This window comes from Micrococcus sp. H39-S4, assembly GCF_027158145.1.
Taxonomy (GTDB): domain Bacteria; phylum Actinomycetota; class Actinomycetes; order Actinomycetales; family Micrococcaceae; genus Micrococcus; species Micrococcus luteus.
The window spans coordinates 24,808-49,672 of sequence record NZ_JAPVLT010000008.1 but is presented as its reverse complement, the minus strand read 5'-3'; the positions used below and the strand labels follow the sequence as shown (position 1 = coordinate 49,672).

The 24,865-nt window shown below is 74.7% G+C and carries 23 protein-coding genes and 1 pseudogene; 16 read left to right on the top strand and 8 right to left on the bottom strand.

Going from position 1 to position 24,865, the window contains the following annotated elements; genetic code table 11:
- Positions 1-192: 192 nt before the first annotated feature.
- A complete protein-coding gene (locus O3T09_RS09040) occupies positions 193-1,437 on the top strand; it encodes an isochorismate synthase (protein WP_102708757.1) in 1,245 nt (414 codons plus the stop codon).
- A 310-nt stretch (positions 1,438-1,747) separates the two neighbouring features.
- Here O3T09_RS09040 and O3T09_RS09035 read toward each other — a convergent pair whose 3' ends face one another.
- Positions 1,748-2,020, bottom strand: a complete 273-nt coding sequence (locus O3T09_RS09035) for a three-helix bundle dimerization domain-containing protein (protein WP_223247481.1) — start codon at positions 2,018-2,020, stop codon at positions 1,748-1,750.
- 345 nt (positions 2,021-2,365) lie between these two features.
- Between O3T09_RS09035 and O3T09_RS09030 the strand changes: the two genes are divergently transcribed.
- Positions 2,366-3,238, top strand: coding sequence for an oxygenase MpaB family protein (locus O3T09_RS09030; protein ID WP_144819168.1), 873 nt, complete (start codon positions 2,366-2,368; stop codon positions 3,236-3,238).
- A complete protein-coding gene (gene rlmN, locus O3T09_RS09025; RefSeq protein WP_069941386.1) occupies positions 3,231-4,628 on the top strand; it encodes a 23S rRNA (adenine(2503)-C(2))-methyltransferase RlmN in 1,398 nt (465 codons plus the stop codon). Before O3T09_RS09030 ends, rlmN begins: the two co-directional genes overlap by 8 nt.
- 75 nt (positions 4,629-4,703) lie before the next feature.
- On the opposite strand, the gene O3T09_RS09020 is transcribed toward rlmN, so the two are convergent.
- Together O3T09_RS09020 and aroQ are read right to left on the bottom strand one after the other, a co-directional pair.
- The gene (locus O3T09_RS09020; RefSeq protein ID WP_044659290.1) at positions 4,704-5,186 is read right to left on the bottom strand and encodes a pyridoxamine 5'-phosphate oxidase family protein; all 483 of its coding nucleotides are present in this window, start codon (positions 5,184-5,186) and stop codon (positions 4,704-4,706) included.
- 96 nt (positions 5,187-5,282) lie between these two features.
- Positions 5,283-5,735, bottom strand: a complete 453-nt coding sequence (gene aroQ / locus O3T09_RS09015; protein ID WP_100058711.1) for a type II 3-dehydroquinate dehydratase — start codon at positions 5,733-5,735, stop codon at positions 5,283-5,285.
- A gap of 213 nt (positions 5,736-5,948) precedes the next feature.
- On the opposite strand from aroQ, the gene trxA reads away from it, so the two are divergent.
- On the top strand, positions 5,949-6,389 hold the full coding sequence (trxA, locus tag O3T09_RS09010; RefSeq protein ID WP_051995255.1) for a thioredoxin: 441 nt from the start codon (positions 5,949-5,951) through the stop codon (positions 6,387-6,389).
- Positions 6,390-6,419: 30 nt separating this feature from the next.
- Here trxA and idi read toward each other — a convergent pair whose 3' ends face one another.
- Entirely contained in the window at positions 6,420-7,049 is a 630-nt protein-coding gene (gene idi / locus O3T09_RS09005) for an isopentenyl-diphosphate Delta-isomerase (protein ID WP_020626536.1), read from the bottom strand.
- Between the two features lie 146 nt (positions 7,050-7,195).
- Here idi and O3T09_RS09000 point away from each other — a divergent pair, with 146 nt between their 5' ends.
- The 9 genes from O3T09_RS09000 (at position 7,196) to crtX (ending at position 14,511) form a co-directional block, all read left to right on the top strand.
- A complete protein-coding gene (locus O3T09_RS09000) occupies positions 7,196-7,744 on the top strand; it encodes a hypothetical protein (RefSeq protein ID WP_020626537.1) in 549 nt (182 codons plus the stop codon).
- A gap of 161 nt (positions 7,745-7,905) precedes the next feature.
- Complete coding sequence (locus O3T09_RS08995) at positions 7,906-8,982, top strand: polyprenyl synthetase family protein (protein ID WP_010079993.1); 1,077 nt, start codon at positions 7,906-7,908, stop codon at positions 8,980-8,982.
- Between the two features lies 1 nt (position 8,983).
- On the top strand, positions 8,984-9,880 hold the full coding sequence (locus O3T09_RS08990; protein WP_020626538.1) for a phytoene/squalene synthase family protein: 897 nt from the start codon (positions 8,984-8,986) through the stop codon (positions 9,878-9,880).
- Entirely contained in the window at positions 9,877-11,577 is a 1,701-nt protein-coding gene (gene crtI / locus O3T09_RS08985; RefSeq protein ID WP_020626539.1) for a phytoene desaturase family protein, read from the top strand. The genes O3T09_RS08990 and crtI overlap by 4 nt, the downstream gene beginning before the upstream one ends.
- Positions 11,574-12,458, top strand: coding sequence for a prenyltransferase (locus tag O3T09_RS08980; protein WP_020626540.1), 885 nt, complete (start codon positions 11,574-11,576; stop codon positions 12,456-12,458). Before crtI ends, O3T09_RS08980 begins: the two co-directional genes overlap by 4 nt.
- Entirely contained in the window at positions 12,428-12,817 is a 390-nt protein-coding gene (gene crtYg / locus O3T09_RS08975) for a C50 carotenoid gamma-cyclase subunit alpha CrtYg (protein WP_020626541.1), read from the top strand. The genes O3T09_RS08980 and crtYg overlap by 31 nt, the downstream gene beginning before the upstream one ends.
- A complete protein-coding gene (gene crtYh, locus O3T09_RS08970) occupies positions 12,814-13,170 on the top strand; it encodes a C50 carotenoid gamma-cyclase subunit beta CrtYh (RefSeq protein WP_020626542.1) in 357 nt (118 codons plus the stop codon). Before crtYg ends, crtYh begins: the two co-directional genes overlap by 4 nt.
- A gap of 1 nt (position 13,171) precedes the next feature.
- Positions 13,172-13,723, top strand: coding sequence for a hypothetical protein (locus O3T09_RS08965; RefSeq protein WP_169577817.1), 552 nt, complete (start codon positions 13,172-13,174; stop codon positions 13,721-13,723).
- Positions 13,720-14,511 carry a C50 carotenoid glucosyltransferase CrtX gene (gene crtX / locus O3T09_RS08960; RefSeq protein WP_020626544.1) on the top strand — a complete coding sequence of 264 codons (792 nt, stop codon included), beginning with the start codon at positions 13,720-13,722 and terminating at the stop codon, positions 14,509-14,511. Before O3T09_RS08965 ends, crtX begins: the two co-directional genes overlap by 4 nt.
- On the opposite strand, the gene O3T09_RS08955 is transcribed toward crtX, so the two are convergent.
- Entirely contained in the window at positions 14,496-16,181 is a 1,686-nt protein-coding gene (locus O3T09_RS08955; protein ID WP_020626545.1) for an SDR family oxidoreductase, read from the bottom strand. The two genes, crtX and O3T09_RS08955, sit on opposite strands and share 16 nt — an antisense overlap.
- A gap of 135 nt (positions 16,182-16,316) precedes the next feature.
- Between O3T09_RS08955 and O3T09_RS08950 the strand changes: the two genes are divergently transcribed.
- Positions 16,317-19,748 (top strand): DEAD/DEAH box helicase, encoded by a 3,432-nt coding sequence (locus O3T09_RS08950; protein WP_269295504.1) that lies wholly within the window; start codon positions 16,317-16,319, stop codon positions 19,746-19,748.
- Between the two features lie 156 nt (positions 19,749-19,904).
- The gene (locus O3T09_RS08945) at positions 19,905-21,137 is read left to right on the top strand and encodes an aminotransferase class I/II-fold pyridoxal phosphate-dependent enzyme (RefSeq protein WP_134416922.1); all 1,233 of its coding nucleotides are present in this window, start codon (positions 19,905-19,907) and stop codon (positions 21,135-21,137) included.
- Positions 21,138-21,180: 43 nt separating this feature from the next.
- Here the strand turns inward: O3T09_RS08945 and O3T09_RS08940 are convergent.
- Positions 21,181-21,351: pseudogene (locus O3T09_RS08940) on the bottom strand (acyl-CoA dehydrogenase family protein); the annotation flags it as partial.
- A gap of 143 nt (positions 21,352-21,494) precedes the next feature.
- Here O3T09_RS08940 and O3T09_RS08935 point away from each other — a divergent pair.
- Positions 21,495-22,976, top strand: a complete 1,482-nt coding sequence (locus O3T09_RS08935; protein ID WP_269295503.1) for a PQQ-binding-like beta-propeller repeat protein — start codon at positions 21,495-21,497, stop codon at positions 22,974-22,976.
- Between the two features lie 238 nt (positions 22,977-23,214).
- Here O3T09_RS08935 and O3T09_RS08930 read toward each other — a convergent pair whose 3' ends face one another.
- Both O3T09_RS08930 and O3T09_RS08925 read right to left on the bottom strand, forming a co-directional pair.
- Complete coding sequence (locus tag O3T09_RS08930; RefSeq protein ID WP_269295502.1) at positions 23,215-23,661, bottom strand: hypothetical protein; 447 nt, start codon at positions 23,659-23,661, stop codon at positions 23,215-23,217.
- 508 nt (positions 23,662-24,169) lie between these two features.
- Positions 24,170-24,841, bottom strand: a complete 672-nt coding sequence (locus O3T09_RS08925) for an SGNH/GDSL hydrolase family protein (protein ID WP_010080009.1) — start codon at positions 24,839-24,841, stop codon at positions 24,170-24,172.
- Positions 24,842-24,865: the final 24 nt, after the last annotated feature.

The following is a 24,865-nucleotide window of genomic DNA, read 5'->3' as shown; positions in this document are numbered from 1 at the left end:
AGTCCTCCGGGGAAGGCGGTCGGCTGGACGCGAGGTGAACAGGTGCCCCCACCCTGCGACGGCGGGTGTGCCGGCGCAAGCCCTGGCGGGATCCCACCGCGCACGACGACGCCGCTCGCCGCCGTCGTCGGGGTGGCGGCCGAGGCCCGGGCCCGGAGCGGGGGTCCGCCGAGGTGGGAGAGAATGGGGGCCATGTCTGTCCGCTCCCTGCTCCCGGACCTCGGCACCCCCGCGACCGGGACCCCCGAGGCCGCCGTCCCCCCGTTCGCCCGGGCGGTGCTGTGGGCGCACGGGGACGACGCGTGGCGGGGCGAGGGCGGCTGGACCGTGCTCCTGGACGGCACCGACCGGCTCCGCCGGCTCTCCGTGCTGTGGCAGGCCGCCGTCGCCGGGCGACCGGACGCGACGGCCCCGCTGCGGGGCTGGATCTCCTCGACCTTCGCCGACGACTCGCCCGAGCCCGCGGTCCTGCGCATCCCCGCGGATCTGCGCCGCGCCACGCCGTCCGGCGTGCGGGACGTGGCCCAGCACGTGGACGCGGACGCGCTCGCAGCCGCCGTCGCCGCGGACGGTGCAGCCCGGCTGCTGGCCGACGGTGCGGTGCCCCTGCCCGCCGACGTCGCCGACCGCGCCTGGGACGACGCCGGCTACGCGGCCGGCGTGCGGGAGCTGCTGACGCGGATGGCCGACTCGGGCGGGGAGCTGGCGAAGGTCGTGATCAGCCGCACGATGACCGTCCCCGCGGACGACGCCGACCTGTGGCGAGCGATCGGGGCCCTGCGCCGCGAGTACCCGCAGACGTGGGTGTTCGCCGTCGGCGGGCTGCTGGGCGCTACGCCCGAGGTCCTCGCCACGCGGCACGCGGGGCTCGTGGGCTCGCGGGTGCTGGCGGGGTCCATGCCGCGCGGCGCGGACGAGGAGGAGGACGCCGCGCTGCGGGAGCGGCTGGCCTCTGATCCGCGGTTGGCGGAGGAGCATCGCTGGGCGGCGCGGTCGGTGCTGGACGCGCTGGCGCCCGTCGTCGACCTCGCCGACGACGACCCCGCACCCACCGTCCTGACCCTGCCGAACGTGCACCACCTGGCCACGTCCGTGCGCGGTCGGCTGCGGGACGGGCGGGGGACCGTGCTGGACGTGGTGGCCGCGCTGCATCCGACGGCGGCCGTCGGCGGGACCCCCACGCCGGACGCGGTGCGGGTGATCGCGGAGGTCGAGCCCGTGGACCGCGGACGCTATGCGGGTCCGGTCGGGTGGCTGGACCAGGACGGCGACGGCGAGATCGCCCTGGCACTGCGCTGCGGCCAGCAGGTGCCCGGCGGGGTGCGGCTGCAGGCCGGGGGCGGGATGGTCCCGGGAGCGGTGCCCGAGGAGGAGGTCACGGAGATCCGGGCCAAGTTCCTGCCGATGCGCCGAGCGCTGGGCGTCGCCGAGGACTGAGGTCTCCCGCGCTTTCGTTCGGGAAACGGCGGCGTGTCGCGGTGCTTTCGTGTGGGAAACGGCGCCGCACGCCGGATTCGCGTGAGCGGCGATGGAACGGCGCCCCGGAGCGGACGTGCCGGTCGACCTCGTCAGCAAGGAGCGGTGACGCCGTTTCTCGAACGAAAGCGTCCTGGGGCCCGCCGTTTCCAGAACGAAAGCGTCCTGGGGCCCGCCGTTTCCCGAACGAAAGCGTCTGGGACGCGAGAAGACCCGCCGGCCACGGCCCCTCGCGGGGCGGGCCGACGGGTCTTCGCGTCGGTGTGGGGGATCAGGCGGCGACGGCCATGGCCTCGTGGGCCGGCGTCGTGGCCTGGAGGCGGCGGGTGGCCTCGCGCTCGGCGAGGGCCGGCAGGAAGGTGGTGATGCGGGCGCCGCGCTTGAGGTCGGCGACGACCTCGCGGACGACCGAGCGGACGGTCTCGGCGGTGACGGTGCCCTCGAAGCGGCGGAGGAGGGTCTCCTCGACGCGCTGGAGCACGTGGCGCTGCATGAGGGGGCTCGGGGCGGTGGGCAGGTGGTGGCTGGTCGTGTTGATGCTCACGGTGAGCACCTCCTTCGGTTGCCGGACCACGAGTCCGGCGGATCGTCGCGGCGGGGCCGCGGGTGATGAGTTCGGTGGAGTCCCGACCTCGCGTTCCGTAAACGCTAGGTGAACTGCTTGTGAACAAGTTTACAGATTTCCTCCCAGAGTGCAACTCCGTGTTCACCAACGTGACCTGAGGCACTCCGCCACACATGCCTGGATGGCGCAAAATCAGCGCAATCATGCGGTTTTCGGATCGAGGTGCCACGAGCGGCAGGCGAACAGCAGGATGAACAGAAGGTGAACGGCACCGTTCATCTCGGCCCCCTGCCCCTCCGCCCGGCCCGGTGCGAGGCTGGGACCATGCGCCCCGACCGCCACTCCGCCCCGACCTCCGCGGCCGCCCTCGCCCGCGAGGCCGTGATCCTCGCCGGCGCCGGTGCGGCGATCCTGCTCCAGGTGGCGCACCGGCCGGTGGGGGCCGGCGTCGCCGTCCACTCCCGGTTCACCGAGGACCCGATGCGCCGGCTCCGCCACACGCTCGCCTACATCTACGCGGTCACCCTCCCCGAGGCCGCGCCGGCGCGCGACGCGGTCGTCGACCGGGTGCGGGCGGCGCACCGCCCGGTCCGCGGGGTCGACGCCGAAGGCCAGCCCTACGACGCCGCCGACCCGGACGCCCAGCTCTGGGTGGCCGCCACCCTCTACGCGATGGGGGAGCAGGTGCGCCGCCGGATGTGGGGCGCCCTCGACGCCGAGGACGCCGACCGCCTCTACCGCGGGTACGCCCCGCTCGCCACGAGCCTCGGGGTCCCCGCCTCCGCCTGGCCGGTCGACCGCGCGGCGTTCGCGGACTACTGGGACGACCGGGTGGCCCGGCTCGAGGTCACGGACGACGCGCGGCGGGTCGCCGCCGACCTGTTCTCCGGCCATGGCGTCCCCGCGCCGCTGCGAGCGGCTATGCCCCTGGCCCGGTTCGTCACCGCCGGTCTCCTCCCGGGGCGCGTGCGCGCCGGCCTCGGCTGGTCCTGGAGCGGGCGGGACTCCGTCCGGGAGGCACGCCTCTGGGGGCTGGCGCGCACCGTGTACCGGCCGCTGCCGGCGACGGTGCGCGGCGTCGTCGTGGGCTGGGCCCTGCGCGGGCTGTCCCGGATGCCGGAGCCGCGCGGCGCCGTCGTCGCGGAGGCGACCCGCCGCGATGTCCGCCCCGTCTGGGAGAATGGTGCCGATGTCTGACTACCAGCCCCGCCGCCCCGGATCGAAGCCCACCCCGAACCGCCAGAGGGACCGCGCCGGCAAGCCGGCCCTCGGCCGCCCCGAGCGCGGCCTGATCGACGAGTCCGAGGCGCGCCAGCTCGCCGAGGACCGGGAGCGCATGCGCCGCGCCGGCGTCGGCCACCAGCTCTCCGCGCCCAAGCGCCGCGAGGCCGCCACCGCCGAGCGCCCCCAGGTGATGCCGAAGACCGAGGGCTGGACCCAGCCGATGGGCCCGGACGGCCGACCGCAGCTGCAGTTCAAGCAGCCGCGCGTCTCCCAGCCGCCCACGCACCTGGCCGACCTCACGCTGAAGGAGCGGCAGGAGAAGGCCAAGGAGATCGGGCTGCCGGCGTTCCGCGCCAAGCAGCTCTCGGTGCACTACTTCGAGCACTACACCACCGATCCGGAGCAGATGACGGACCTGCCCAAGGACAAGCGGGAGGCGATCGCGGAGGCGTTCTTCCCGCCGCTGCTCACCGAGGTCCGGCGCATGGAGACCGACCGCGGGGACACCATCAAGTTCCTGTGGCGGCTGTTCGACGGCGCGCTCGTGGAGTCCGTGCTGATGCGGTATCCCGGCCGCGTGACGCTGTGCGTGTCCAGCCAGGCCGGCTGCGGGATGAACTGCCCGTTCTGCGCCACGGGCCAGGCCGGGCTGACCCGCAACATGTCCACGGCGGAGATCGTGGAGCAGATCGTGCTGGCCAACCAGGTGATCGCCCAGGGCGGACTGGGCGGCAAGCGCAAGGATGGCGGGCACGACGCCGACCGCGTCACCAACGTCGTGTTCATGGGCATGGGTGAGCCCCTGGCCAACTACAAGCGCGTGATGGCCGCCGTGCACCGCATGGTGGACCCCTCGCCTGAGGGCCTGGGCATGTCCGCGCGGAACATCACGCTGTCCACCGTCGGCCTGGTGCCGGCCATCCGGAAGCTGGCCGAGGAGGGCGTGCCGCTGACGTTCGCGCTGTCCCTGCATGCGCCGGACGACGAGCTGCGCGACGAGCTGATCCCCGTGAACTCACGCTGGAAGGCGGACGAGGCGATCGACGCCGCGTACGACTACTTCGTGGCCACCGGGCGCAGGGTGTCCATCGAGTACGCGCTCATCAAGGACATGAATGACCACGCGTGGCGCGCCGACCTGCTGGCCAAGAAGCTCAACGCCCGGGGCAAGGGCTGGGTGCACGTGAACCCGATCCCGCTGAACCCGACGCCGGGCTCCATCTGGACCGCCTCGGAGAAGGACGTGACGCGCGAGTTCGTGGACCGGCTCAACGCCGCCGGCATCCCCACCACCCTGCGCGACACCCGTGGCAAGGAGATCGACGGCGCATGCGGCCAGCTGGCGGCCGAGGACGTCGACTGACCTGCCGAGGCCCCGCGCGCGGCGCCCACCGGCCCGTCCTCGGGCAAGCCGCGGGGCCGGCGTCGGGGAGCGCCGTCAGAAGCGGACGGTCTCGCTGTCGCCCGGCTCGGCGGTCCCGCCGGTGACCTTGGCCTTGACCAGCTCGACGGCGGTGGCCACCGCGCCCGGGGACTCCCAGAACTGGGCGGTCTGCACGTCCACGCGCACGAGCACGATCTGCGGATCCTCGGGGCTCGAGCCCTCACCGAAGAAGGCCTCGGTGGCCGGGTTCCAGAACTCCTTCTTGCGCGCGTCGTCGCGGACGAGCTGACCGTGGCCCGCGAGGGAGGCCCAGAAGTCCTTGTCCTGCACGGCGACGTTGACCGGGCGCTGCGGAGCGTCCGCGGCGACGTCGGAGGTGGCGCGCGTGAGGAACCAGAGCGTGCCGCCGTCCTCGGCCTGTTGCAGGCCCATCGGGCGGGTGACGAGCGTGCCGTCCCGCTCAGCGGTGGTCAGCATGCAGACGTTCACCTTCGCGAGCTTCTCGAGCAGACGGGCGCGGGGATCCTGGGTGCCCATGGCGTGACTCCTTCGTCGTCGGGTGCCGGCGCCCTGATGTGGCCACCGGCTCGTACCACCGACCCTAGGCACGGCCAGGCGGGTCCTGACCAGCGCTCAGCCGCGCACAGCCGCGGCGAGCCAGTCGACGGCGAGGGCGTAGCCCTGGACTCCCGCCCCGGCGATCACGACGTCGGCGACGGCGGAGACGTGCGAGTGGTGCCGGAACGCCTCGCGCCGGTGGACGTTGGAGATGTGCACCTCGGCGATCGGCCGGTCGACGGCGGCGAGGGCGTCCCGGATGGCGATGGAGGTGTGCGAGTACGCGGCGGGGTTGATGAGGACGCCCGCGTGGGAGGTGCGGGCCTCCTGGATCCAGTCGATGAGCTCGCCCTCGTGGTTGGACTGTCGGAAGTCCACGGTCAGCCCGTGCTCGGCCGCGCGGGCCTCGGTGAGCGCACGGACGTCGTCGAGGGTGGCCGTGCCGTAGACCTCGGGCTCGCGGGTGCCGAGCAGGTTCAGGTTGGGGCCGTTGAGCACGAGCAGGGGCAGGGCGGGAGTGGCGGTCATGCGGTCAGTCTAGGAAGCGACGACGACGGCTCCCGTCTCGGCCCCGAAGGTGTGCGGGGAGGCGCCCGTTTCCCGAACGAAAGTGCCGGGACACGCCGCCGTTTCCCGAACGAAAGCGGGGTGGGGCGGAATAGGTGCGGCGGGGTGTCCGTTGTGGTCGGCAGGACGATCGCCGGCGTGAGCGCGTCGGCCCCGCTGACGAAAGGACCCACCGTGGCCACCAAGGACCTGACCCTCGAGGAGTTCGGCTCCACCGTCGCCGAGAACGACACCGTGCTCGTGGACTTCTGGGCCGGCTGGTGCGGCCCGTGCCGCCAGTTCGCCCCCGTGTTCGAGGCCGCCTCGGAGAAGCACGACGACGTCGTGTTCGCCAAGGTCGACACGGAGGACCAGCAGCAGCTGGCGGCGATGGCCGGCATCACCTCCATCCCCACGCTCATGGCCTTCCGCGGCGGCGTGCTCGTGTTCTCCCAGGCCGGCGCCCTGCCGGGCACCGCGCTCGAGCAGCTGCTCGACCAGGTCAAGGGCCTCGACATCGCAGAGGTCCGCCGCCTGGCCGAGGAGCAGCAGGGCCAGCAGGGCGACGCCGAGCCGGGGCAGGACGAGGCCGTGCAGTCCACCGCCGCCCACCTCGACGACGTCAACGGCCGCTGACGGCCCGCGCGGCGTCGCCGCGCCGGCCGCTCACCGCGGGTCGAACGCCCCCTGCTGCCACTGCTCCACGAGCCACGGGCTGAACGCCCGGGGGACGGCGGCCAGGGCGGCGGCCAGATCGGCCGGCTCCACCCAGCACCACTCCGCGACCTCGTCCCGCTCCGGGGCGGGGTCGCCGTGCATCCGGGCCCGGAACACCGGGCAGATCTCGTGCTCCTCCATGCCGGAGGCGTCCGCGGCCCGGTAGCGGAAGTCGGGGAGCACCTCGACGACGTCGGACACCTCCACGCCCAGCTCCTGCGGGGCGCGGCGCAGCACGGCCTCCGCGGGGGACTCGCCGGGGCCGGGGTGCCCGCAGAACCCGTTGGTCCACACCCCGGGGAACGCCGCCTTGCCCAGCGCCCGGCGGGTGAGCAGGAACCGGTCGGCCTCGTCGTACACGTGACAGGAGAAGGCCAGGTGCAGGGGCGTGCCGCCGTCCTCGGTGCGGCGGTGGACCGTGGCCTTGGCCTCCGTGCCCACGGCCTCGCCCGCCGGGGACAGCAGGACCACGCGCTCGACGTCGTCGGGGCCTGCGACCGGGACGTCCGAGGCCGCCATCCACGGTCGGGCGACGGGGGAGGGGTGGTCGTGCGGGGAGGGCGTGGCCGGGGTCTGCATGCCTCTCAGTGTGGCAGGCGAGCCGGGCCGCCCATCAGATGTGGGCCATGTCACCCCGGCCCGATCCTGATGGCCGGGCGTGGCTAGAGTGCTGAGGTCGGCGCCACACCCCGGCGCGTCCCACGTCACTCGAGGAGAGCACCCCCATGGCCTTCGCCGCCCTGTCCCGTTCCGCCCGTCTTGCCGGCCTGTCCGCTGCCGCGCTGCTGGCCCTCACCGCGTGCGGCGGTCAGGACTCGTCCGACGCCGACGCGTCCGCCTCGACGACGGCGCCCGCCTCCGCGTCCGCGCAGGGTGCGGAGTCGTCGTCCGCCTCGGCGTCGTCGCTGTCCGCGGCCCCGGCCGACTACGAGGCCGGCACGTGCTTCACCGCCCCGCTCGGCGCCCGTGACCTGTCCTCCTTCGAGACCACCGACTGCGAGGGCGCCCACACCGCGGAGTACCTGTGGGCCGTGCCGGCCGTGGCCGAGGGCGAGGAGGCCGACCCGGCCGCCGCCCAGACCTGCACCGCCCAGGCCCAGCGCCTGAGCGAGGAGAAGGAGGACCAGCTGAACGGGGCCGTCCTGACCTCCTCCGAGCTGGGCAACTACGGCACCGACGAGAAGCACTGCGTCGTGTACGGGGTCTCCGGTGAGTGGGAGGGTCAGATCGTGGACCCGGAGATCACCCTGGAGACGGCGTCCGCCGACGCCTGATCCCGACGGCGGCCCCGTGCGTCGTGAGATCGCGCCGCCCGGGACCGCCGCGCATGGACGCGGGACCGGCGAGGCCCGTAGTGTCTTCTGCGTCCAGAAGTTAGACGGTCGAACAGATGCGGCGGTCGGTGCCGCGTCGTGTCCGCCACCGAGGAGGCGCCATGGGTGAAGCGAGGACGGGCGGCGAGGCCGCGCTCTCCGGGGTGACCGCCGAGCTGGACGCCGCGCTCCGACATGCCGCGGCCCAGGCACCCGGATCCGCCGCCTTCGCCGAGCTGCTCGACTCGCTCCACGTCCATGTGGGCGCCGGCAAGCTCATCCGCCCCCGTCTCGTCGAGCTCGGCTGGCGCCTGGCGACCGCCGACCCGGTCCCTCCGTCCGGCCGCGCTGCCGTCGACCGACTCGGGGCCGCCTTCGAACTGCTGCACACCGCGCTGCTCGTCCACGACGACGTCATCGATCGGGACGTGCTGCGGCGCGGCCAGCCCGCCGTGCACGCCTCCGCCCGGCACCGCCTCGAGGCCCGCGGGGTGCCCGCCGCGGACGCCGCCCACGCCGGGGTCGCCGTCGCCCTCATCGCGGGGGACGTCCTGCTCACCCAGGCGTTCCGGCTCGCCGCCACCTGTGCCGCCGACACCGCCCGGGCCGCCGAGGCCGCCGCCGTCGTCTTCGACGCCGCCGCCGTGACCGCGGCCGGCGAGCTCGAAGACGTGCTCCTGGGGCTGTCCCGCCACACCGGTGAGGAGCCCGATCCCGACCGCATCCTCGCCATGCAACGGCTCAAGACGGCGCACTACACGGTCGGCGCGCCCCTGCGCGCCGGCGCCCTCCTGGCCGGGGCGGATCCCGACCTCGCCCGGGCGATGGGCGAGGCCGGCGCCGACCTCGGCGCCGCCTACCAGGTGATCGACGACGTCCTCGGCGTGTTCGGCGATCCCGGGGAGACCGGCAAGTCCGCCGACGGCGACCTGCGCGAGGGCAAGGCCACCGTGCTCACCGCCCACGGCCGCCGCATCCCCGCCGTCCGCGCCCTGCTCGACGCGGGCCCGGCCACCCCCGCGGACATCGAGGCCGCCCGCCGCGCCCTCGAGGCGGCCGGTGCCCGGGAGCACGCCCTCGACGTCGCCGCCGAGCTCACCGTCCGCGCCCGCGAGCGCATCGCGGCCCTGCCCCTGGACGAGACGGTCCGGGCGGAGTTCGCCGACGCCTGCCACGCCGTGCTGACCCGGAGGTCCTGAGATGGCCGCGCCCACCCCGAGCCCTGCCGCGCTGTACACGCGGACGGCCCACGCCGCAGCGGCCCAGGTGATCCGCCGCTACTCCACGTCCTTCTCCTGGGCCTGCCGCACCCTGCCCCGGCAGGCACGCCAGGACGTGGCCACGATCTACGCCATGGTCCGCGTCGCCGACGAGGTGGTCGACGGCGTCGTGGTGGCCGCCGGGCTCGACGAGGCCGGGGTCCGCGCCGCCCTGGACGACTACGAGCGGGCGTGTGAGGCCGCGATGGCGTCGGGCTTCGCCACCGACCCGGTCCTGCACGCCTTCGCCGACGTGGCCCGTCGCCACGGCATCACCCCGGAGCTGACCCGTCCCTTCTTCGCCTCCATGCGCGCGGACCTGGGGATCCGCGAGCACGGCGCCGAGTCGCTGGACGCCTACATCCACGGCTCGGCCGAGGTGGTGGGGCTGATGTGCCTGCAGGTCTTCCTCTCCCTCCCCGGCACGCGGGCCCGGACCCCGGGCCAGCGGCAGGAGCTGCGCGCGCAGGCCTCCCGGCTGGGGGCGGCGTTCCAGAAGGTCAACTTCCTCAGGGACCTGGCCGCGGACCACCACGAGCTGGGCCGCACCTACCTGCCCGGTGCCGCACCGGGCGTGCTCACCGAGGCCCGCAAGGCCGAGCTCGTGGCCGAGGTCCGCGCCGACCTCGACGCCGCCCTGCCCGGCATCCGTGTCCTGGACCCCGGGGCCGGGCGCGCCGTGGCCCTGGCGCACGGACTGTTCGCGGCCCTGGTGGACCGGATCGAGGCGACCCCGGCGGCCGAGCTGGCCCACCGCCGTGTCCGGGTGCCGGACCATCAGAAGGCCCGGATCGCCGCCCGCGTCCTGGCACGGGGCCGCCGGGGAGGCCGCCGATGAGCGCCCGGGACACCGCTCTCGGCCCGCGCACCGTGGTGGTGGGCGGCGGGTTCGCCGGACTGGCCACGGCGGGCCTGTTGGCCCGCGACGGGCACCGGGTGACGCTGCTGGAGCGCGGCGCCGTCTTGGGCGGCCGTGCCGGACGCTGGTCTGAGGCGGGGTTCACCTTCGATACCGGGCCCTCCTGGTACCTGATGCCCGAGGTGATCGACCGCTGGTTCCGCCTCATGGGGACCTCCGCCGCCGAACGGCTGGACCTGCGCCGTCTGGACCCCGGCTACCGGGTGTACTTCGAGGGGCACCTCCACGAGCCCCCCGTGGACGTGCGCACCGGCCACGCGGAGACGCTGTTCGAGTCCCTCGAGCCCGGCGCCGGGCGCCGGCTGCGGGCCTACCTCGACTCCGCGTCCCGGATCTACGGGCTCGCCAAGGAGCACTTCCTCTACACGGACTTCCGCCGGCCGGCCGCCCTGGCCCACCCGGACGTCCTGCGCGCCCTGCCGGCCCTCGGGCCCCAGCTGCTGGGGGGCCTGCGCTCCCACGTGGCGGCCCGCTTCCAGGATCCCCGGCTGCGCCAGATCCTGGGCTACCCGGCGGTCTTCCTCGGCACGTCCCCCGACCGTGCCCCCGCCATGTACCACCTGATGTCCCATCTGGACCTCGCCGACGGCGTGCAGTACCCCCTCGGCGGGTTCGCGGCCCTCGTGGACGCCATGGCGGAGGTCGTGCGCGAGGCCGGCGTGGAGATCCGCACCGGGGTCGAGGCGACCGCCGTCGAGGTGGTGGACCGTCCCGCCCCCGCCGGCCGCCTCGGACGCCTGGCCGCCCGCCTGCCCAGGCCGGGAGCAGCCCGCGGGGACGAGGGCCGACGTCGCCGCCCGGGCCAGGTGACCGGCGTCGCCTGGCGGTCCGACGACGGCGCCGCGGGACGCCTCGACGCCGATGTGGTGGTGGCCGCCGCGGACCTGCACCACGTGCAGACCCGTCTGCTGCCTCCCGGCCGGCGCGTCGCGGAGTCCACGTGGGACCGGCGCGACCCCGGTCCCTCCGGCGTGCTCGTGTGCGTGGGGGTGCGCGGATCCCTGCCCCAGCTGGCCCATCACACCCTGCTGTTCACGGCGGACTGGGAGGACAACTTCGGGCGCATCGAGCGGGGAGAGGACCTCGCCGCGGATACGTCGATCTACGTCTCGCGCACCTCCGCCACGGACCCGGGGGTGGCCCCGGAGGGCGACGAGAACCTGTTCATCCTCGTCCCGGCCCCCGCCGAGCCGGGGTGGGGGCGCGGCGGCATCCGGGTCCGTGACGGCCAGGGCTGGCGGGTGGACCGCACCGGGGACGCCCAGGTGGAGGCCGTGGCGGACCGGGCCCTCGATCAGCTGGCCCGCTGGGCCGGGATCCCCGACCTGGCCGAGCGCATCGTGGTGCGGCGCACCTACGGGCCCGGTGACTTCGCCGCGGACGTGCACGCCTGGCGGGGCTCGCTGCTGGGCCCCGGGCACACGCTGGCGCAGTCGGCCATGTTCCGCCCCTCGGTGCGGGACGCGGACGTGGCCGGCCTGATGTACGCGGGCTCCTCGGTGCGCCCGGGCATCGGGGTGCCCATGTGCCTGATCTCCGCCGAAGTGGTCCGGGACGAACTGCGCCACGACGCGCGCAGGGCCCGGCCCGCGGGCCCCGGGGGGAGCGGCACATGATCCGCACCCTCTTCTGGGCGTCCCGGCCGGTCAGCTGGGTGAACACGGCCTACCCGTTCGCCGCCGCCGCGATCCTGACCGGGGGGCTGCCCGCGTGGCTGGTGGTCCTGGGCGTCGTGTTCTTCCTGGTGCCCTACAACCTGGCCATGTACGGCATCAATGACGTGTTCGACTTCGCCTCGGACCTGCGCAACCCCCGCAAGGGGGGCGTGGAGGGCTCCGTGCTGGGCGACCCCGCGGTGCGCCGCCGGGTGCTGGCGTGGTCGGTGCTGCTGCCCGTGCCGTTCGTGGCCGTGCTCGCGGGCTGGTCCGCCATGCGGGGCGAGTGGGCCGCCGTGCTGGTGCTGGCAGTGAGCCTGTTCGCGGTGGTGGCGTACTCCTGGGCCGGGCTGCGGTTCAAGGAGCGGCCCTTCCTGGACGCTGCGACCTCCGCCACCCACTTCGTCTCCCCCGCGGTCTACGGCCTCGTGCTGGCCGGGGCGACCCCCACGCCCGCCCTGGCGGCGCTGCTGGGGGCCTTCTTCCTGTGGGGCATGGCCTCGCAGATGTTCGGGGCGGTGCAGGACGTGGTGCCGGACCGGGAGGGGGGCCTGGCCTCGGTGGCTACCGTGCTGGGCGCCCGGCGCACCGTCCTGCTCGCCGCCGGCCTGTACGCGGCGGCGGGCCTGCTGCTGCTGGCCACCGACCCGCCGGGCCCGCTCGCGGCGCTGCTGGCCGTGCCCTACGTGGTGAACACCCTGCGCTTCCGCCGCATCACGGACGCCACCTCGGGCGCGGCCCACCGCGGCTGGCAGCTGTTCCTCCCCCTGAACTACGTGACCGGCTTCCTCGTGACCCTGCTGCTGATCGGGTGGGCGCTGACCCGGGGGGCGGCGGCATGATCTACCTGCTGGCCCTGCTGGGTGTCATCGGCTGCATGCTGCTGGTGGACCGGCGCTTCGAGCTGTTCCTGTGGCATCGCCCGCTCCCGGCGCTGCTGGTGCTGGCCGCCGGGGTGGCCTACTTCGTCGCCTGGGACCTGTGGGGGATCGCCGAAGGCGTGTTCCTGCACCGGCAGTCGCCCTACATGACCGGGGTGATGCTCGCCCCCCAGCTGCCCCTGGAGGAGGGGTTCTTCCTGCTCTTCCTCAGCCAGATCACGATGGTGCTGTTCACCGGGGCGCTGCGCCTGCTGCGCGGCCGGGGACGCGACGCCCGTGCCGCGACGCCGGCCGATCCGACCGACGGGGGCAGCCGGTGACCTTCCTCGACCTCGTCCTCGTCTTCGTGGGCTTCGCCCTGGCCGTGCTCGTGGGCGCCGCCCTCGTCGGCCGCGTGCGGGGCGAGCACCTGCGGGCCGTGGCGGCCACCCTGGTGGCCCTGTGGGCCCTCACGGCGGTCTTCGACAACGTGATGATCGCCGCGGGGCTCTTCGACTACGGCCATGAGCTGCTGGTGGGTGCCTACGTGGGCCAGGCGCCCGTGGAGGACTTCGCCTACCCGCTCGGCTCCGCCCTGCTGCTGCCGGCGCTCTGGCTGCTGCTGACGAGCCGTGGTCGTGCCGGTCGGCGCGGCCCTCGGCCGGGACGCCGCCCCCACCCGGACGATCGCTGACATGCTGCCGCTGATCCCCGCAGACCTGTTGCGCGCGCTCGGCCTGATCCTCGTCCCGGTCGCGGCGGTGCACGCCGGATGGCCGTCCGCGGCGGCGATGCTGCTCGTGTTCGGCTCCCAGTGGCTCACCCGCTGGCTCGCCCCGGGCGGCGCCCTGGACTGGGCCGCGCAGGCGGTCCTGCTGCTGGCCGGGTGGCTGAGCGTCATCGGCCTCTACCCGCGGGTGCCGTGGCTGGACCTGCTCGTGCACGCCGCCGCCTCCGCCGTGGTCGCCTGTCTGACGGCACTGGTGGTGGGGGCATGGCTCCGGCGTCGGGGGACCGAGGCCGGGCAGGCCGTGGCCCTGCTCGGCCCGGGCCTGGCCGGGCTGGGGATCGCGGCCGCCGCCGTGGCCCTGGGCGTGGTGTGGGAGCTGGCCGAATGGTGGGGGCACACGGCGGTGACCCCCGAGATCGGTGTGGGCTACACGGACACCATCGGCGACCTCGCCGCCGATCTCGTCGGCGCCGGGATCGGCGCCGCCCTCGCCGTGCGCCGGGAGCGCATCCGGTGACCCCGGCCCGCCCCACGGTCTCCGTGGTCGTCCCGGTGCTCGACGACGCCGAGCACCTGCGCGTGTGTCTCGCCCTGCTGGCCGCCCAGAGCCGGCCGGCGCTGGAGGTGGTGGTGGTGGACAACGGCTGCGTGGACGACTCGGCGGTGCTCGCCCGCGCCGCCGGCGCGCGGGTGGTGCGCGAGCCGCGCCGCGGGGTCCCGGCCGCGGCGGCCGCCGGCCTGGACGCCGCGGTCGGGGAGCTGCTGGCGCGCTGCGACGCCGACACGCGGATGCCCGCGGACTGGCTCGAACGGATCGTGGCCCGGTTCGACGCCGACCCCGGGCTCGACGCCCTCACCGGGCCGGGGACCTTCCACGACCAGCCCGGCCTCCGGGGACGGGTGCGGGCGGCGCTCTACACCGGCGCGTACCGCTGGGGGGCGGGCGCCGCGGTGGCGGCCACCCCCGTCTGGGGCTCCAACTGCGCCCTGCGCGCCGAGGCGTGGCAGGCTGTGCGGACCCGCGTCCACCGCGAGCGCGGGGACGTGCACGATGACCTGGACCTGTCCTTCCAGCTGGCCTTGGCCGGCCGCCGGATCCGGTTCGATCCGGACCTGCGGGTGGAGGTCGCCGGGCGCATCTTCCACTCCCTGCGCCAGCGGGTGCGGCAGGGCCGGATGGCGGTCACCACCCTGCAGGTCAACTGGGCCCGGCTGTCCCCCGGGCGGCGGTGGCTGCGCCGGGCGGCCCGGTCACGCCCCCGGCCCCACTGGGGGCGTGGCCCCGACGGTCAGTCCCGCGACTGAGCGCCGCCGGCGCCGCGGGCTCGCCTGTCCAACGGGTTGCGACGCAGGGGCAGCCGGTCCACCAGCGGCCGCAGCAGGCCGCGGGTGCGGGGACGCTCGCCGCCGTCGTGCCGGCGCCTGGCCTCGGCCAGGATGTTCGCGGCCATCTCCGGGAACACCACGGCGTGGAAGGGCAGGATGGCGGTCCAGTAGGCGCGTCCGAGCAGGCCGTCCGGCATGAAGACCGCCCGCTGGCGGTAGACGGAGCCTCCGCCCTCCCGCGGCTCGGTGCTCAGCTGCAGCCAGGCCCGCCCGCCGGCCTTCATCTCCGCCCGCAGGGTCAGCCGCCGCCCCGGCTCCACGTCCTCCACCCGCCACCAGTCCACGGCGTCGCCGCGTCGCAGGTGGTTCGGGTCCCGCCGGCCGCGGGTCAGGCCGGGCCCGCCGGCCAACTTGTCCATCAGCCCGCGGATCTTCCACAGCAGCGGGGTGGAATACCAACCGTTGGCGCCGCCCACCGACTCGATCACCGGCCACACCTCCTGCGCGGGCAGGTCGGACTCGCGCTCGCGCTCGTCCGTGTAGACCGTGGTGCCGGCCCACTCGGGATCCGAGGGCAGGGAGGCGGCCGGGTCCGCGGAGCTCTGGAGGTCCGCGTCGAAGGTGACGTCCAGGGGACCCTCCTTCTCCCGCTTCAGCGCCAGCCGCACGGCGTCCATGTAGGAGGTCAGCCCGCCCGGCGGGTCCGGGATGAGGTCGCGGACCGAGCGGTCCTCCACGACCGCCTCCTCGGCGAGGGATGCGGCCAGGGGCAGGGCCACCGCGACCGGGATGGGGGTCACCATGCCGATCCAGAAGCCCGCCAGGGTCTTCAAGGGCAACGGGGTGGGGATCACGATGCGTCGGGACAGGCCGGCGGCCTTGGCGTAGTCCACCAGCACGCTCGCGAACGACTGGGGGTGTCCGTTGCCGATCTGGGCCCTCAGCTGCACGGGCTCCGGGAGGGCGCAGGCCTGCAGGAGGTAGTACAGGACGTCGCGGATGGCCAGCGGCTCCACCCGGTTCCTCAGCCAGGACGGGCCGGGCATCACGGGCAGCCGCTCGGCGAGATGGCGGATCATCTCGAACGAGGTGGAGCCCGAGCCGATGATCACCCCGGCCTCGAACGTCAGCGCCGGGGTCGCCGCCCGCTCGAGACGCTCGGCCACGAGGGCGCGGGAGCGCATGTGGTCGGACAGCTCCGCGACGGGGACCGTGTCCGGGTGCAGGCCGGAGAGATAGACGAGCTGGGCCACGCCGGCCGTGTCCGCGGCGGTGCCCACGATGTCCGCGATCCGCTGCTCCTGGGCCACGAAGTCGCCGCCCCCGCCCATGGAGTGCACGAGGTAGAGCACGGTGTGCACGTCCTGCATGGCGGCTTCCACGAGGTCCACCTCGGTGAGGTCGAGCTCCACCGCCTCGATGCTGTCCGACCACGGTCGGTCCGCGAGGTCGGAGGGGTTCCGGGCGCCGGCCCGGACGTCGAAGCCGGCGGCGAGCAGCTCGGGGATGAGGCGCCCGCCCACGTACCCGGTGGCACCGGTGACGAGGACGCGACGGCCCCGGCCGTCCGGCAGGGACAGGCCGAGGGGGGAGGTGTGGGACGCCGGCGTGGCACCGGCGGGGACGGGGGAGGGCTGTGTGGACGCCATGGGCGCACTCTAGGGTCCGGGGCGGGTCGGGCTGAAGGTCTCAGGTGTGCGGGCCCGGGAACGGGGTGGTCGGCACGCCGCCGGGCCGGTGTCGGTCGGAGCGGGCCCGGCACGGTCCGTGAAAGACTGCTCGCTATGGCCACTGCAGATTCCGGAGACGTCCTGCCGCACCTGCGCACCGAGGCCATCCGCGCCGTCGTCGGGCCCACCAGTGCGGACCGCGGCTTCGCCGTGGCCGCGTCGGGTGCCGTGGGGCGCCTGCGCTATGACGCCGCCACCGGCCGTCTGAGCGCCTCCGTCCAGGGCACCGCGCCCAGCCCCTACCGGGTGCAGGTGCAGCTGCAGGAGGCCTACGACGACGCCGCCGAGGACGGCGCCGGCGCCCTCATGGAGCCGGTGGGCGGGCGCTGCACGTGCCCGGTCGGGACGGACTGCAAGCACGTGGCCGCCGCGCTCTACCAGGTGGTCCGCCTCGACGCCGACCAGGCCCTCGACGACGCCCGCCGCAAGCTCGCCGAGATGGTCACCACGGCGGACGCGCTGCCCGCGCCCGCCGGCCGGGGCCACGACGGCGGCGGCCCGGCCGGCCTCGACGCCCCGGCCGCGGACGGGGCGGCACCCCCACCCCCTGCCGGCCTGGACTGGCGACGGGTCATGGAGCCGCTGGCCGGACTCCACGGCCCGCGCCGGGTGGGCACGCCGCCCGCGCTGGCGATCGGCGTGGAGCTCGTGGCCGAGTCCTCCCGCAACGCGTTCCAGCAGTGGGGCCCGGCGACCGCCGGGGAGGAGCAGGTGCGCGAGGGCCGCCCGCTGTACGTGACCGTGCGCCCGCTCAAGCGCGGGGCCAAGGGGACGTGGATCAAGGGCGGGCTGACGTGGAAGGCGTTCCAGTTCCCGCGCGCCGAGTTCGCCCCCGCCCAGGAGCGGGCGATGCGCCTGATCTGGCGTCAGGTCCAGGCCGAGGACTCCTACCCGGGCGACGCCTGGTTCGGTCTGCACGTCTTCGACTCCCCGCGGATCTGGCAGCTGCTCGCGGAGGCCCGCGAGGTCGGGGTGGAGCTCGTGCCGCTGGGGCTGCTGACGGACGTGGTGCTGGAGGCGCCCGTCGCCGTCGGGCTGGACGTCACCGCCGCCCCCGACGGCGGTCTGGACGTGGCCCCGTCCCTGGACCCGGCCCCGCCCGGCCCCGGGCTGAGCGGTGTGCACGCCGTGGGCGGCATCGGCTTCTACCGCGTGGAGCTCACGGACGAGGAGGCCGTGCTCCACCTGATCCCCGCCGCACGCCCCGTCCCCGAGGCCGTGCAGCAGCTCGTGCTCGCCGGCGGGCCCGTGCGCGTGCCCGCCGCGGACCGCGAGGAGTTCCTCGGCCGGATCTACCCGCGGCTGCGTGGCGCCCTGCCCGTGACCAGCGGCGACGCCTCCGTGGAGCTGCCCGAGTTCGAGCCGCCCGTGCTGCGGCTGCGCGCCGACTTCCGACCCGGCCACGAGCTCGTGCTGCGCTGGTCCTGGCTCTACTTCGACCCGCCCCGCGAACTCGGTCTCGACGCCGGCGGCGACCCCCTGCGGGACACCCGGCACGAGGACGCGGTGCTGCGCGCCGTGGCCGAGCTCTGGCCGCGCGCCGGCCGTGCGGAGGAGCAGGTCCTCGAGGGCGTGGGCGCCGCCCGGTTCTCCGAGCAGGTGCTGCCGCTGCTGCAGCGCGCCGACCACGTGCGCGTGGACGTCACCGGCGACCGCCCCGACTACCGCGAGCTGAAGGCCGCCCCGCGCATCGAGGTCGGCACGAAGGCCACGCAGAACGACTGGTTCGACCTGGGCGTGCAGGTCTCCGTGGACGGGCACGTGCTGCCGTTCGTGGAGCTGTTCACCGCGCTCGTGCAGGGCAGGACCACGCTGATCCTCTCGGACGGCTCCTACCTGGGCCTCGATCACCCCGCCTTCGACCGGCTGCGCGCCCTGCTCTCCGAGGCCGCCACCCTGCAGGAGTGGACCCCGGAGCACACCCCCGTCTCACGGCACCAGGTCGGCTTCTGGGAGGACCTCAAGGAGCTCGCGGACGAGGTGGACGAGGACCCGGAGTGGACCGCCGCCGTCGGGCGTCTGGCCGCCGTCGAGCGCCTCCCCGAGGCCCCGCGCCCCGCCGGCCTGAAGGCCGACCTGCGCCCCTACCAGGAGGAGGGCCTGCGCTGGCTCGCGTTCCTGTGGGAGCAGGACCTCGGCGGGATCCTGGCCGACGACATGGGCCTGGGCAAGACCGTCCAGACCCTCGCGCTCTTCGCCCACGCGCGCCAGGCCCGGCCCGAGCGGCCGCCGTTCCTCGTGGTCGCGCCGAGCTCCGTGGTGTCCGTGTGGGCGGCCGAGGCCGAGAAGTTCACCCCGGACCTCGACGTGCGCGTCCTGGACACCACCACCCGCAAGCGCGGCACCGCCGTGGCGGACGAGGTGGCGGGGGCGGACGTGGTGGTCACCAGCTACACGCTCCTGAGGATCGACGCCGGCCAGTACGGCGGACTCGACTGGGGCGGGGTGGTCTTCGACGAGGCACAGTTCCTGAAGAACCGCGCCGCGAAGGTGCACACGGTGGCCCGCGACCTGCGCGCCCCCTTCCGGCTGGCCATCACCGGCACGCCGATGGAGAACTCCCTCAGCGACCTGTGGGCGCTGCTGGGCGTCGTCGTGCCGGGCCTGTTCCCGAGCCACCGCCGGTTCCGCGAGACCTACGTGACCCCCATCGAGACCGGGGGGGACCCCGAGCGGATGGCGGCCCTGCGCCGCCGCGTGCGCCCGTTCATGCTGCGCCGCTCCAAGGAGCTCGTGGCGAAGGACCTGCCGTCCAAGCAGGAGCAGATCCTCCAGGTGGAGCTCGAGCCGGCCCACCGCAAGCTCTACGACCGCGTGCTCCAGCGCGAGCGCCGCAAGGTGCTGGGCCTGCTCGGGGACATGGACGGCAACCGGTTCACCATCTTCAAATCGCTCACGCTGCTGCGGATGCTCGCGCTGGCGCCGCAGATCGTCGACGACCAGTACGCCTCCGTGCCCAGCTCGAAGCTCGAGCGGTTCCTCGACGACCTCACCGAGGTGATCGGCGAGGGGCACCGCGTGATCGTGTTCAGCCAGTTCACGAGCTTCCTGCGGGTGATCGCCGAGGAGCTGGACCACCTGGAGATCGAGCACGCGTACCTCGACGGCTCCACGCGCGGGCGCGCCGACGTGATCCGCGGCTTCCGCGAGGGCGAGGCGCCGGTGTTCCTGATCTCCCTGAAGGCGGGCGGCTTCGGCCTGACCCTGACCGAGGCGGACTACGTGTTCCTCATGGATCCGTGGTGGAACCCCGCTGCGGAGGCGCAGGCCGTGGACCGGGCGCACCGGATCGGGCAGGAGCGGACCGTGATGGTCTACCGGCTCGTGTCCGAGGGGACGATCGAGGAGAAGGTGCTCGAGCTGCAGCGGCGCAAGGCCGAGCTGTTCGGCGCGCTCATGGACGAGTCCGACGACTCCGGAGCCGGCGCCTTCACCGACTCCCTCACCGCCGAGGACATCCGGGAGATGCTCGGCGCCGAGGAGTGAGGGCCGCGCGAGGCGGGCCGGACGTTTTCGTTCACGAAACGGCGGCGTGTCGCGACGTTTTCGTTGATGAAACGGCGTCCCGCCCGCCCGTTTCGTCAACGAAAGTCGTCCCCGGGGCGCCGTTTCCCGAACGAAAGCGGGGGGTAGCCTCGGGCCATGCGTCGCCCGTCCCGTTCCAGCACCACCACCCCCACCTTCGTGCCGTCCGCCCGGTCGCAGGTGCCGCCGTTCACGGTGATGAGCATCCTTGGCCGGGTCGCCGCACTGCGCGCCGCCGGCCACGACGTCGTCAGCCTGTGCGCGGGGGAGCCGGGCGGGGGCGCCCCGCCCGCCGTCGACGCCGCGGCCGCCGCCGTCCACGCCTCCGGCCGTGCCCTCACCTACACCCCGGCGCTGGGCCTGCCGGAGCTGCGGGCCGCCGTCGCCGGCCACTACCGCCGCTGGTACGGGCTCGACGTGCGCCCCGAGCAGGTCGCGATCACCACGGGCTCCTCGGGGGCGTTCATGCTCGGCTTCCTCGCGGCGTTCCCCCCGGGGGACCGCGTGCTCCTGCCGCGCCCCGGCTATCCGGCGTACCGCAACATCCTCACGGCGCTCGGGGTGGAGGTGGTGGACGTGGACGTCGACGCCGGCACCCGCTACCAGCCCACGGTCGCCCACCTGGAGGCGGCGCTCGCGGAGGGCCCGGTCGCGGGGCTCGTGCTCGCCTCCCCGGCCAATCCCACGGGCACGATGGTCAGCGCCGCCGAGCTCGCCGAACTCGCCCGCTGGTGCGAGGAACGCGGTGTGCGGCTCGTCTCGGACGAGATCTACCACGGCATCGTGCACACGGACGGGGAGGGGCTCGGCGCCTGCGCATGGCGCACCTCCCGCACCGCGCTCGTGGTCAGCTCGTTCTCCAAGTACTGGGGCATGCCCGGCTGGCGGCTGGGCTGGATGCTCATGCCGGACGACCTCGCCGCCGCGGTCGACGGCCTCGCCGGCTCGGTCGCCCTCTGCCCGCCCGCCGCGGCCCAGGAGGCGGCCGTCCACGCGTTCAGCGAGGAGTCCTACGCGTTCTGTGCCGAGCAGGCCGGCGGCTTCACGGCGACGCGCGGCGTAGTGCTGGCCGCCCTGCCCCGGCTCGGCTGGGCCGACGCCGCCCCCGCCGACGGCGCCTTCTACCTCTGGGCCCGTCTCGCCCCGGGCATGCTGGCGGAGTTCGGCAGCGCCGTCGGCTACTGCGCCGCCCTGCTGGAGGAGGCCGGCGTCGCGCTGACCCCCGGCGACGACTTCGACGCCGTCCACGGGCCCGAGTCCGTCCGGCTCTCCTTCGCCGCCGGCCCGGACGCCGTCCACGAGGCGCTCGAGCGGATCGCCGCCTGGCATGCGGCGCGCGGCCTGGCCTGACGGGCTCCGCCGCGCGCCGCACCGCCCGACGCCTCAGCCGCCCGACCGGCGTGTCCGTGACGGCCCGGTCGCCGAGCAGTCGGGCGCGGTAGATCAGCGGGTTGTGGCTGACCAGCACCCGCGCATTGCGCCCATGCCGGTCCAGCCCGCGTGTGCGCAGGGTCGCGGAGGCCCCGCCCACCTCGAACAGGCGGGTCGCCGCGCGCTCGAGGGCGTCACGTGCCGGTTCCCGCGACGGGGGCGCGCCGTCGGCGCCGCCGGGATGACGGGGTGAGGTCCACCGCAGTATTGCGAATCATCCGCAACAGTCTTTATTGTGAATCAGTCGCATCTTCTCGCTCTCGTGAAAGGCTCCCCGTGTCCCACTTCGCCCCGCAGCGCCGTTCCACGCGCACCGCCACCTTCTCCGCCACCCTCGCCGCCGCGGCCATCGCCCTGACGGCGTGCGGCGCGGACGCCGACCCGTCCGGCCCGACGTCGGCACCCGCCTCCGCCGCGGGCGGCTCCGAGTCGCCGGCGGGTGAGGCGACGGCGGCCTCCTCCGTCTCCGCGGAGGACCGCGTCGACCCGACCCAGACCACCGAGGTCTCCGCGGTGACGCCGCGCATCCTGCTCTCGCACGAGGACGGGCTCACGCTGCTCGACGCCGAGTCCGGTGAGGTGGTGAAGGAGCAGGACATCACGGGCTTCAAGCGGCTGAGCAACGCCGGCAACGGCAAGGACGTCCTGGTGACCACCGGGAAGGGCTGGGAGGTGTTCTCCACCGGCATCCAGGCCAAGGCCCACGGCGATCACTTCCACAACTACGAGTCCGCGCCCGGCATGACCGGCGTAACGTTCCCGGGTGAGCATCCCGGCCACGTCGTCACCCACAACGGCAAGACCACCCTCTTCGCGGACGGCACGGGCGCGATCCGCACCTTCGACTCGACCCACCTGGACAAGGCGACCCCGGACCTCATGCCCGTCATGACGGAGGCCGAGACCGAGGACCCGCACCACGGCGTGGCGCTCGAGCTCTCCGACGGCACCCTCTTCACCACGCAGGGCACCGAGGACTCCCGGAACACGCTCCAGGTGATCGACCCGAAGACCGGCGAGGTCACGGCCGAGACCGACGACTGCCCCGGCAGTCACGGCGAGGCCGCGGCCCAGCCGACGGAGGCGGGCGACGTCGTCGTGATGGGCTGCGAGAACGGGCCCGTCGTGTACCGGGACGGCGAGTTCCACAAGGTGGACGTCGAGACCGAGTACCAGCGCTCCGGGAACCTGTTCGGGTTGCATGACTCACCCATCGTCCTGGGTGATCACAAGGTCGAGGAGGAGCCGAAGGAAGCCGTCGAGCGGCCCACGGGGATCGCCCTCATCGACACCCGCACCGATGAGCTCACCACCGTGGACCTCGGCTCGTCCTACTGGTTCCGCTCGCTCGGCCGCGCTGAGGACGGCTCCGCGGTCGTGCTGACCTACGACGGCGAGGTCAACGTGATCGACGAGGAGACCGGTGAGGTCACCGCCGAGTACCCGGTGATCGAGCCGTGGAAGGAGAAGGACGAGTGGCAGGAGCCCGGTCCGATCCTGAAGGTCGCCGGGAACACCGCCTACGTGACGGACGCGGAGAACCGGAGGCTCGTGGCCGTGGACCTGGAGACCGGTGAGACCGTCCTGGAGAAGGACCTGGAGTTCGCCCCGGTCGAGATGGCCGTGGTCACCGGCCAGCCGGAGTCCGTGAAGCCCGAGGAGGGCGCGCACGGTGACGAGGACCACGACGACGACGGCCACGAGGGCCACGACCACGGCGCCGAGCCCTCGGAGGGCCACGAGGGGCACGACCATTGATCGTGTGACGAGACTCCGGCCGGGCGCCCTTCGTGGGGAGGGGTGCCCGGTCGGCGGCCGGGGGCGTCGTGGGGACGCTGACGGCCAGGGCCGGCACCTGCCGCCGGCCCGTGGATGGAGGAGGGCGGGGTCGCGTCGTGGGGACGCGGCCCCGCCCGCCTGTCCGCAGGCCCCGCTCCGGGAGGGCCTGCCGGATCCAGGAGGGCCTGCCGGAGAGGATGCCCCGGGGATGGTGGGGTCAGTTGGCCACCGGATCGTGGTCCGTGATCACGCTCAGGCGGTACCGGGTGCCCTCGGGGGCCTCGGCGCTCACCACCAGGTCCTCCGCGTCCGACTCCGGCACCATGACGACGTATCCGCCGCAGCGGTCCGACCACCCCAGGGGTTGGTAGGCGGCGAAGCCGTCCGCCCCGAGGATGCCCACCGAGGACGGGCCGGCGTCCGGGTCGTCGCACAGCAGCATCAGGCGCAGGGTGCCCTCGGGGCGTTCGCCGCCCATCGCCGCGCCCCCCTCCCCGGGGGTCTGGAGGCCCTGCAGCTCGGAGGCGATCACGTTGACGTCCGTCGTGGGCGTGCCGGGCAGCTCGACGCCCTCCAGGGCCCGGGCCAGGGGGTCCTCCGTCGGACTGCTCGCCCGGTGCGTGACGGCGGCCTCCGGGAGGGCGGCGAGGAAGCCCTCGCTCAACGGCAGAGCCCCGTTCCTGGCGGGATCGGCGCCCTCGGGCACGAACCCGGCACCGGCGGTGGAGCCGCCGCCCGAACCCTGCGTGGCGCTCCCGGAGGCCGGCGCCGGAGTGCTCGGCGCCGTGGTGCCGGAGGCTGGCCCGCCCGCGGACGGCGTGGTGGTCTCGGACGTGCTCGACGGGGACGGCGTCGTGTCGGAGGACGCCGCAGGGGAGGGTGTGGTGCCGGACGCCGTCGCTGGGCCCCCGCCGCCGGAGCAGCCGGCGAGCGTGAGGGCCAGGGTCAGGGCCGCCGTCGTGGCCGGGAGGGCATGGCGGGCGGAGCGGAGGGAAGGGGGTGAGGGGGTCAAGGCGGACCTCCGTCGGTCGGGGGAGCCCGTGCTCCCGGACGCCGGCCCGACCGGTCGTCGTGCAGTGCGTGAGGGGAGACTATGCATCGCATGGGTCCCCGTCTAGCCCCCGGTGTGAGGGACGCCGGATGTGCGCTTCGCGCGCGGCGGGGAGGAGTCCTCAGGCGGCCGGTGCCTGACCCCGCACCTGCCGCAGCACCTCGGGGGCGACCGCCGCGGCCCAGTCCTCGTAGCCGGCGCCGTTGGGGTGGAACAGGTCCCGGGCCAGGCGGCTGACCTGGTGCCTCAGATTCCGCCGCCACGTGGCCGCGTGCACGTCCGCCACGCCGAGGCCGTGCCGGGCGGCCACCCGCCGCACCACCGTGTTCGCCCGGCGCACGCGAGCCTCGAACGGCGGGATGCGGAACGTCGGGACCAGGCCCAGCGTGGCGCCGGCGGGCAGGGCGCGGGCGATCGCCTCGAGGGGCTCCTCGAAGGCGGCCTCGCGGAACCGCCAAGCCCAGGTGACGTCGTTGCCGCCGACGACGCACGTCACCGCGTCCACCCCGCTCGCCGGCATGAGGGGCAGCTGGTCGGCGAGCACGTCCTTCGCCATGGCCCCGCTGACGGCGAGGTTCACCACCCGCACGGGCCGGCCGGTCTCGGCGGCCACCCGCTCGGCCACCTGGGCCACGTACGTGCGCTCCACGCTCTCGGCCCCGATCCCGACGGCGGCCGAGTCGCCCAGCACCACCCACGTGAGCGCGTCGGGGTCCGCGCGGGCGGCGAGGGCGTGCCAGTGGGCGCGGTAGTCGGCGTCGTGCTGGGCCTGCCAGCCGGAGGGGGAGGGCATGCGCGCCAGGCTACCGGCGCCCTG

What these genes read in the sequence shown, in the direction of transcription:
- O3T09_RS09040 (WP_102708757.1), top strand. Translation starts at nt 193, where the DNA reads ATGTCTGTCCGCTCCCTGCTCCCGGACCTCGGCACCCCCGCGACCGGG.
- O3T09_RS09030 (WP_144819168.1), top strand. Translation starts at nt 2,366, where the DNA reads ATGCGCCCCGACCGCCACTCCGCCCCGACCTCCGCGGCCGCCCTCGCC.
- rlmN (WP_069941386.1), top strand. Translation starts at nt 3,231, where the DNA reads ATGTCTGACTACCAGCCCCGCCGCCCCGGATCGAAGCCCACCCCGAAC.
- O3T09_RS09020 (WP_044659290.1), bottom strand. Translation starts at nt 5,186, where the DNA reads ATGGGCACCCAGGATCCCCGCGCCCGTCTGCTCGAGAAGCTCGCGAAG.
- aroQ (WP_100058711.1), bottom strand. Translation starts at nt 5,735, where the DNA reads ATGACCGCCACTCCCGCCCTGCCCCTGCTCGTGCTCAACGGCCCCAAC.
- idi (WP_020626536.1), bottom strand. Translation starts at nt 7,049, where the DNA reads ATGCAGACCCCGGCCACGCCCTCCCCGCACGACCACCCCTCCCCCGTC.
- O3T09_RS09000 (WP_020626537.1), top strand. Translation starts at nt 7,196, where the DNA reads ATGGCCTTCGCCGCCCTGTCCCGTTCCGCCCGTCTTGCCGGCCTGTCC.
- O3T09_RS08995 (WP_010079993.1), top strand. Translation starts at nt 7,906, where the DNA reads ATGGGTGAAGCGAGGACGGGCGGCGAGGCCGCGCTCTCCGGGGTGACC.
- O3T09_RS08990 (WP_020626538.1), top strand. Translation starts at nt 8,984, where the DNA reads ATGGCCGCGCCCACCCCGAGCCCTGCCGCGCTGTACACGCGGACGGCC.
- crtI (WP_020626539.1), top strand. Translation starts at nt 9,877, where the DNA reads ATGAGCGCCCGGGACACCGCTCTCGGCCCGCGCACCGTGGTGGTGGGC.
- O3T09_RS08980 (WP_020626540.1), top strand. Translation starts at nt 11,574, where the DNA reads ATGATCCGCACCCTCTTCTGGGCGTCCCGGCCGGTCAGCTGGGTGAAC.
- O3T09_RS08965 (WP_169577817.1), top strand. Translation starts at nt 13,172, where the DNA reads ATGCTGCCGCTGATCCCCGCAGACCTGTTGCGCGCGCTCGGCCTGATC.
- O3T09_RS08955 (WP_020626545.1), bottom strand. Translation starts at nt 16,181, where the DNA reads ATGGCGTCCACACAGCCCTCCCCCGTCCCCGCCGGTGCCACGCCGGCG.
- O3T09_RS08950 (WP_269295504.1), top strand. Translation starts at nt 16,317, where the DNA reads ATGGCCACTGCAGATTCCGGAGACGTCCTGCCGCACCTGCGCACCGAG.
- O3T09_RS08945 (WP_134416922.1), top strand. Translation starts at nt 19,905, where the DNA reads ATGCGTCGCCCGTCCCGTTCCAGCACCACCACCCCCACCTTCGTGCCG.
- O3T09_RS08925 (WP_010080009.1), bottom strand. Translation starts at nt 24,841, where the DNA reads ATGCCCTCCCCCTCCGGCTGGCAGGCCCAGCACGACGCCGACTACCGC.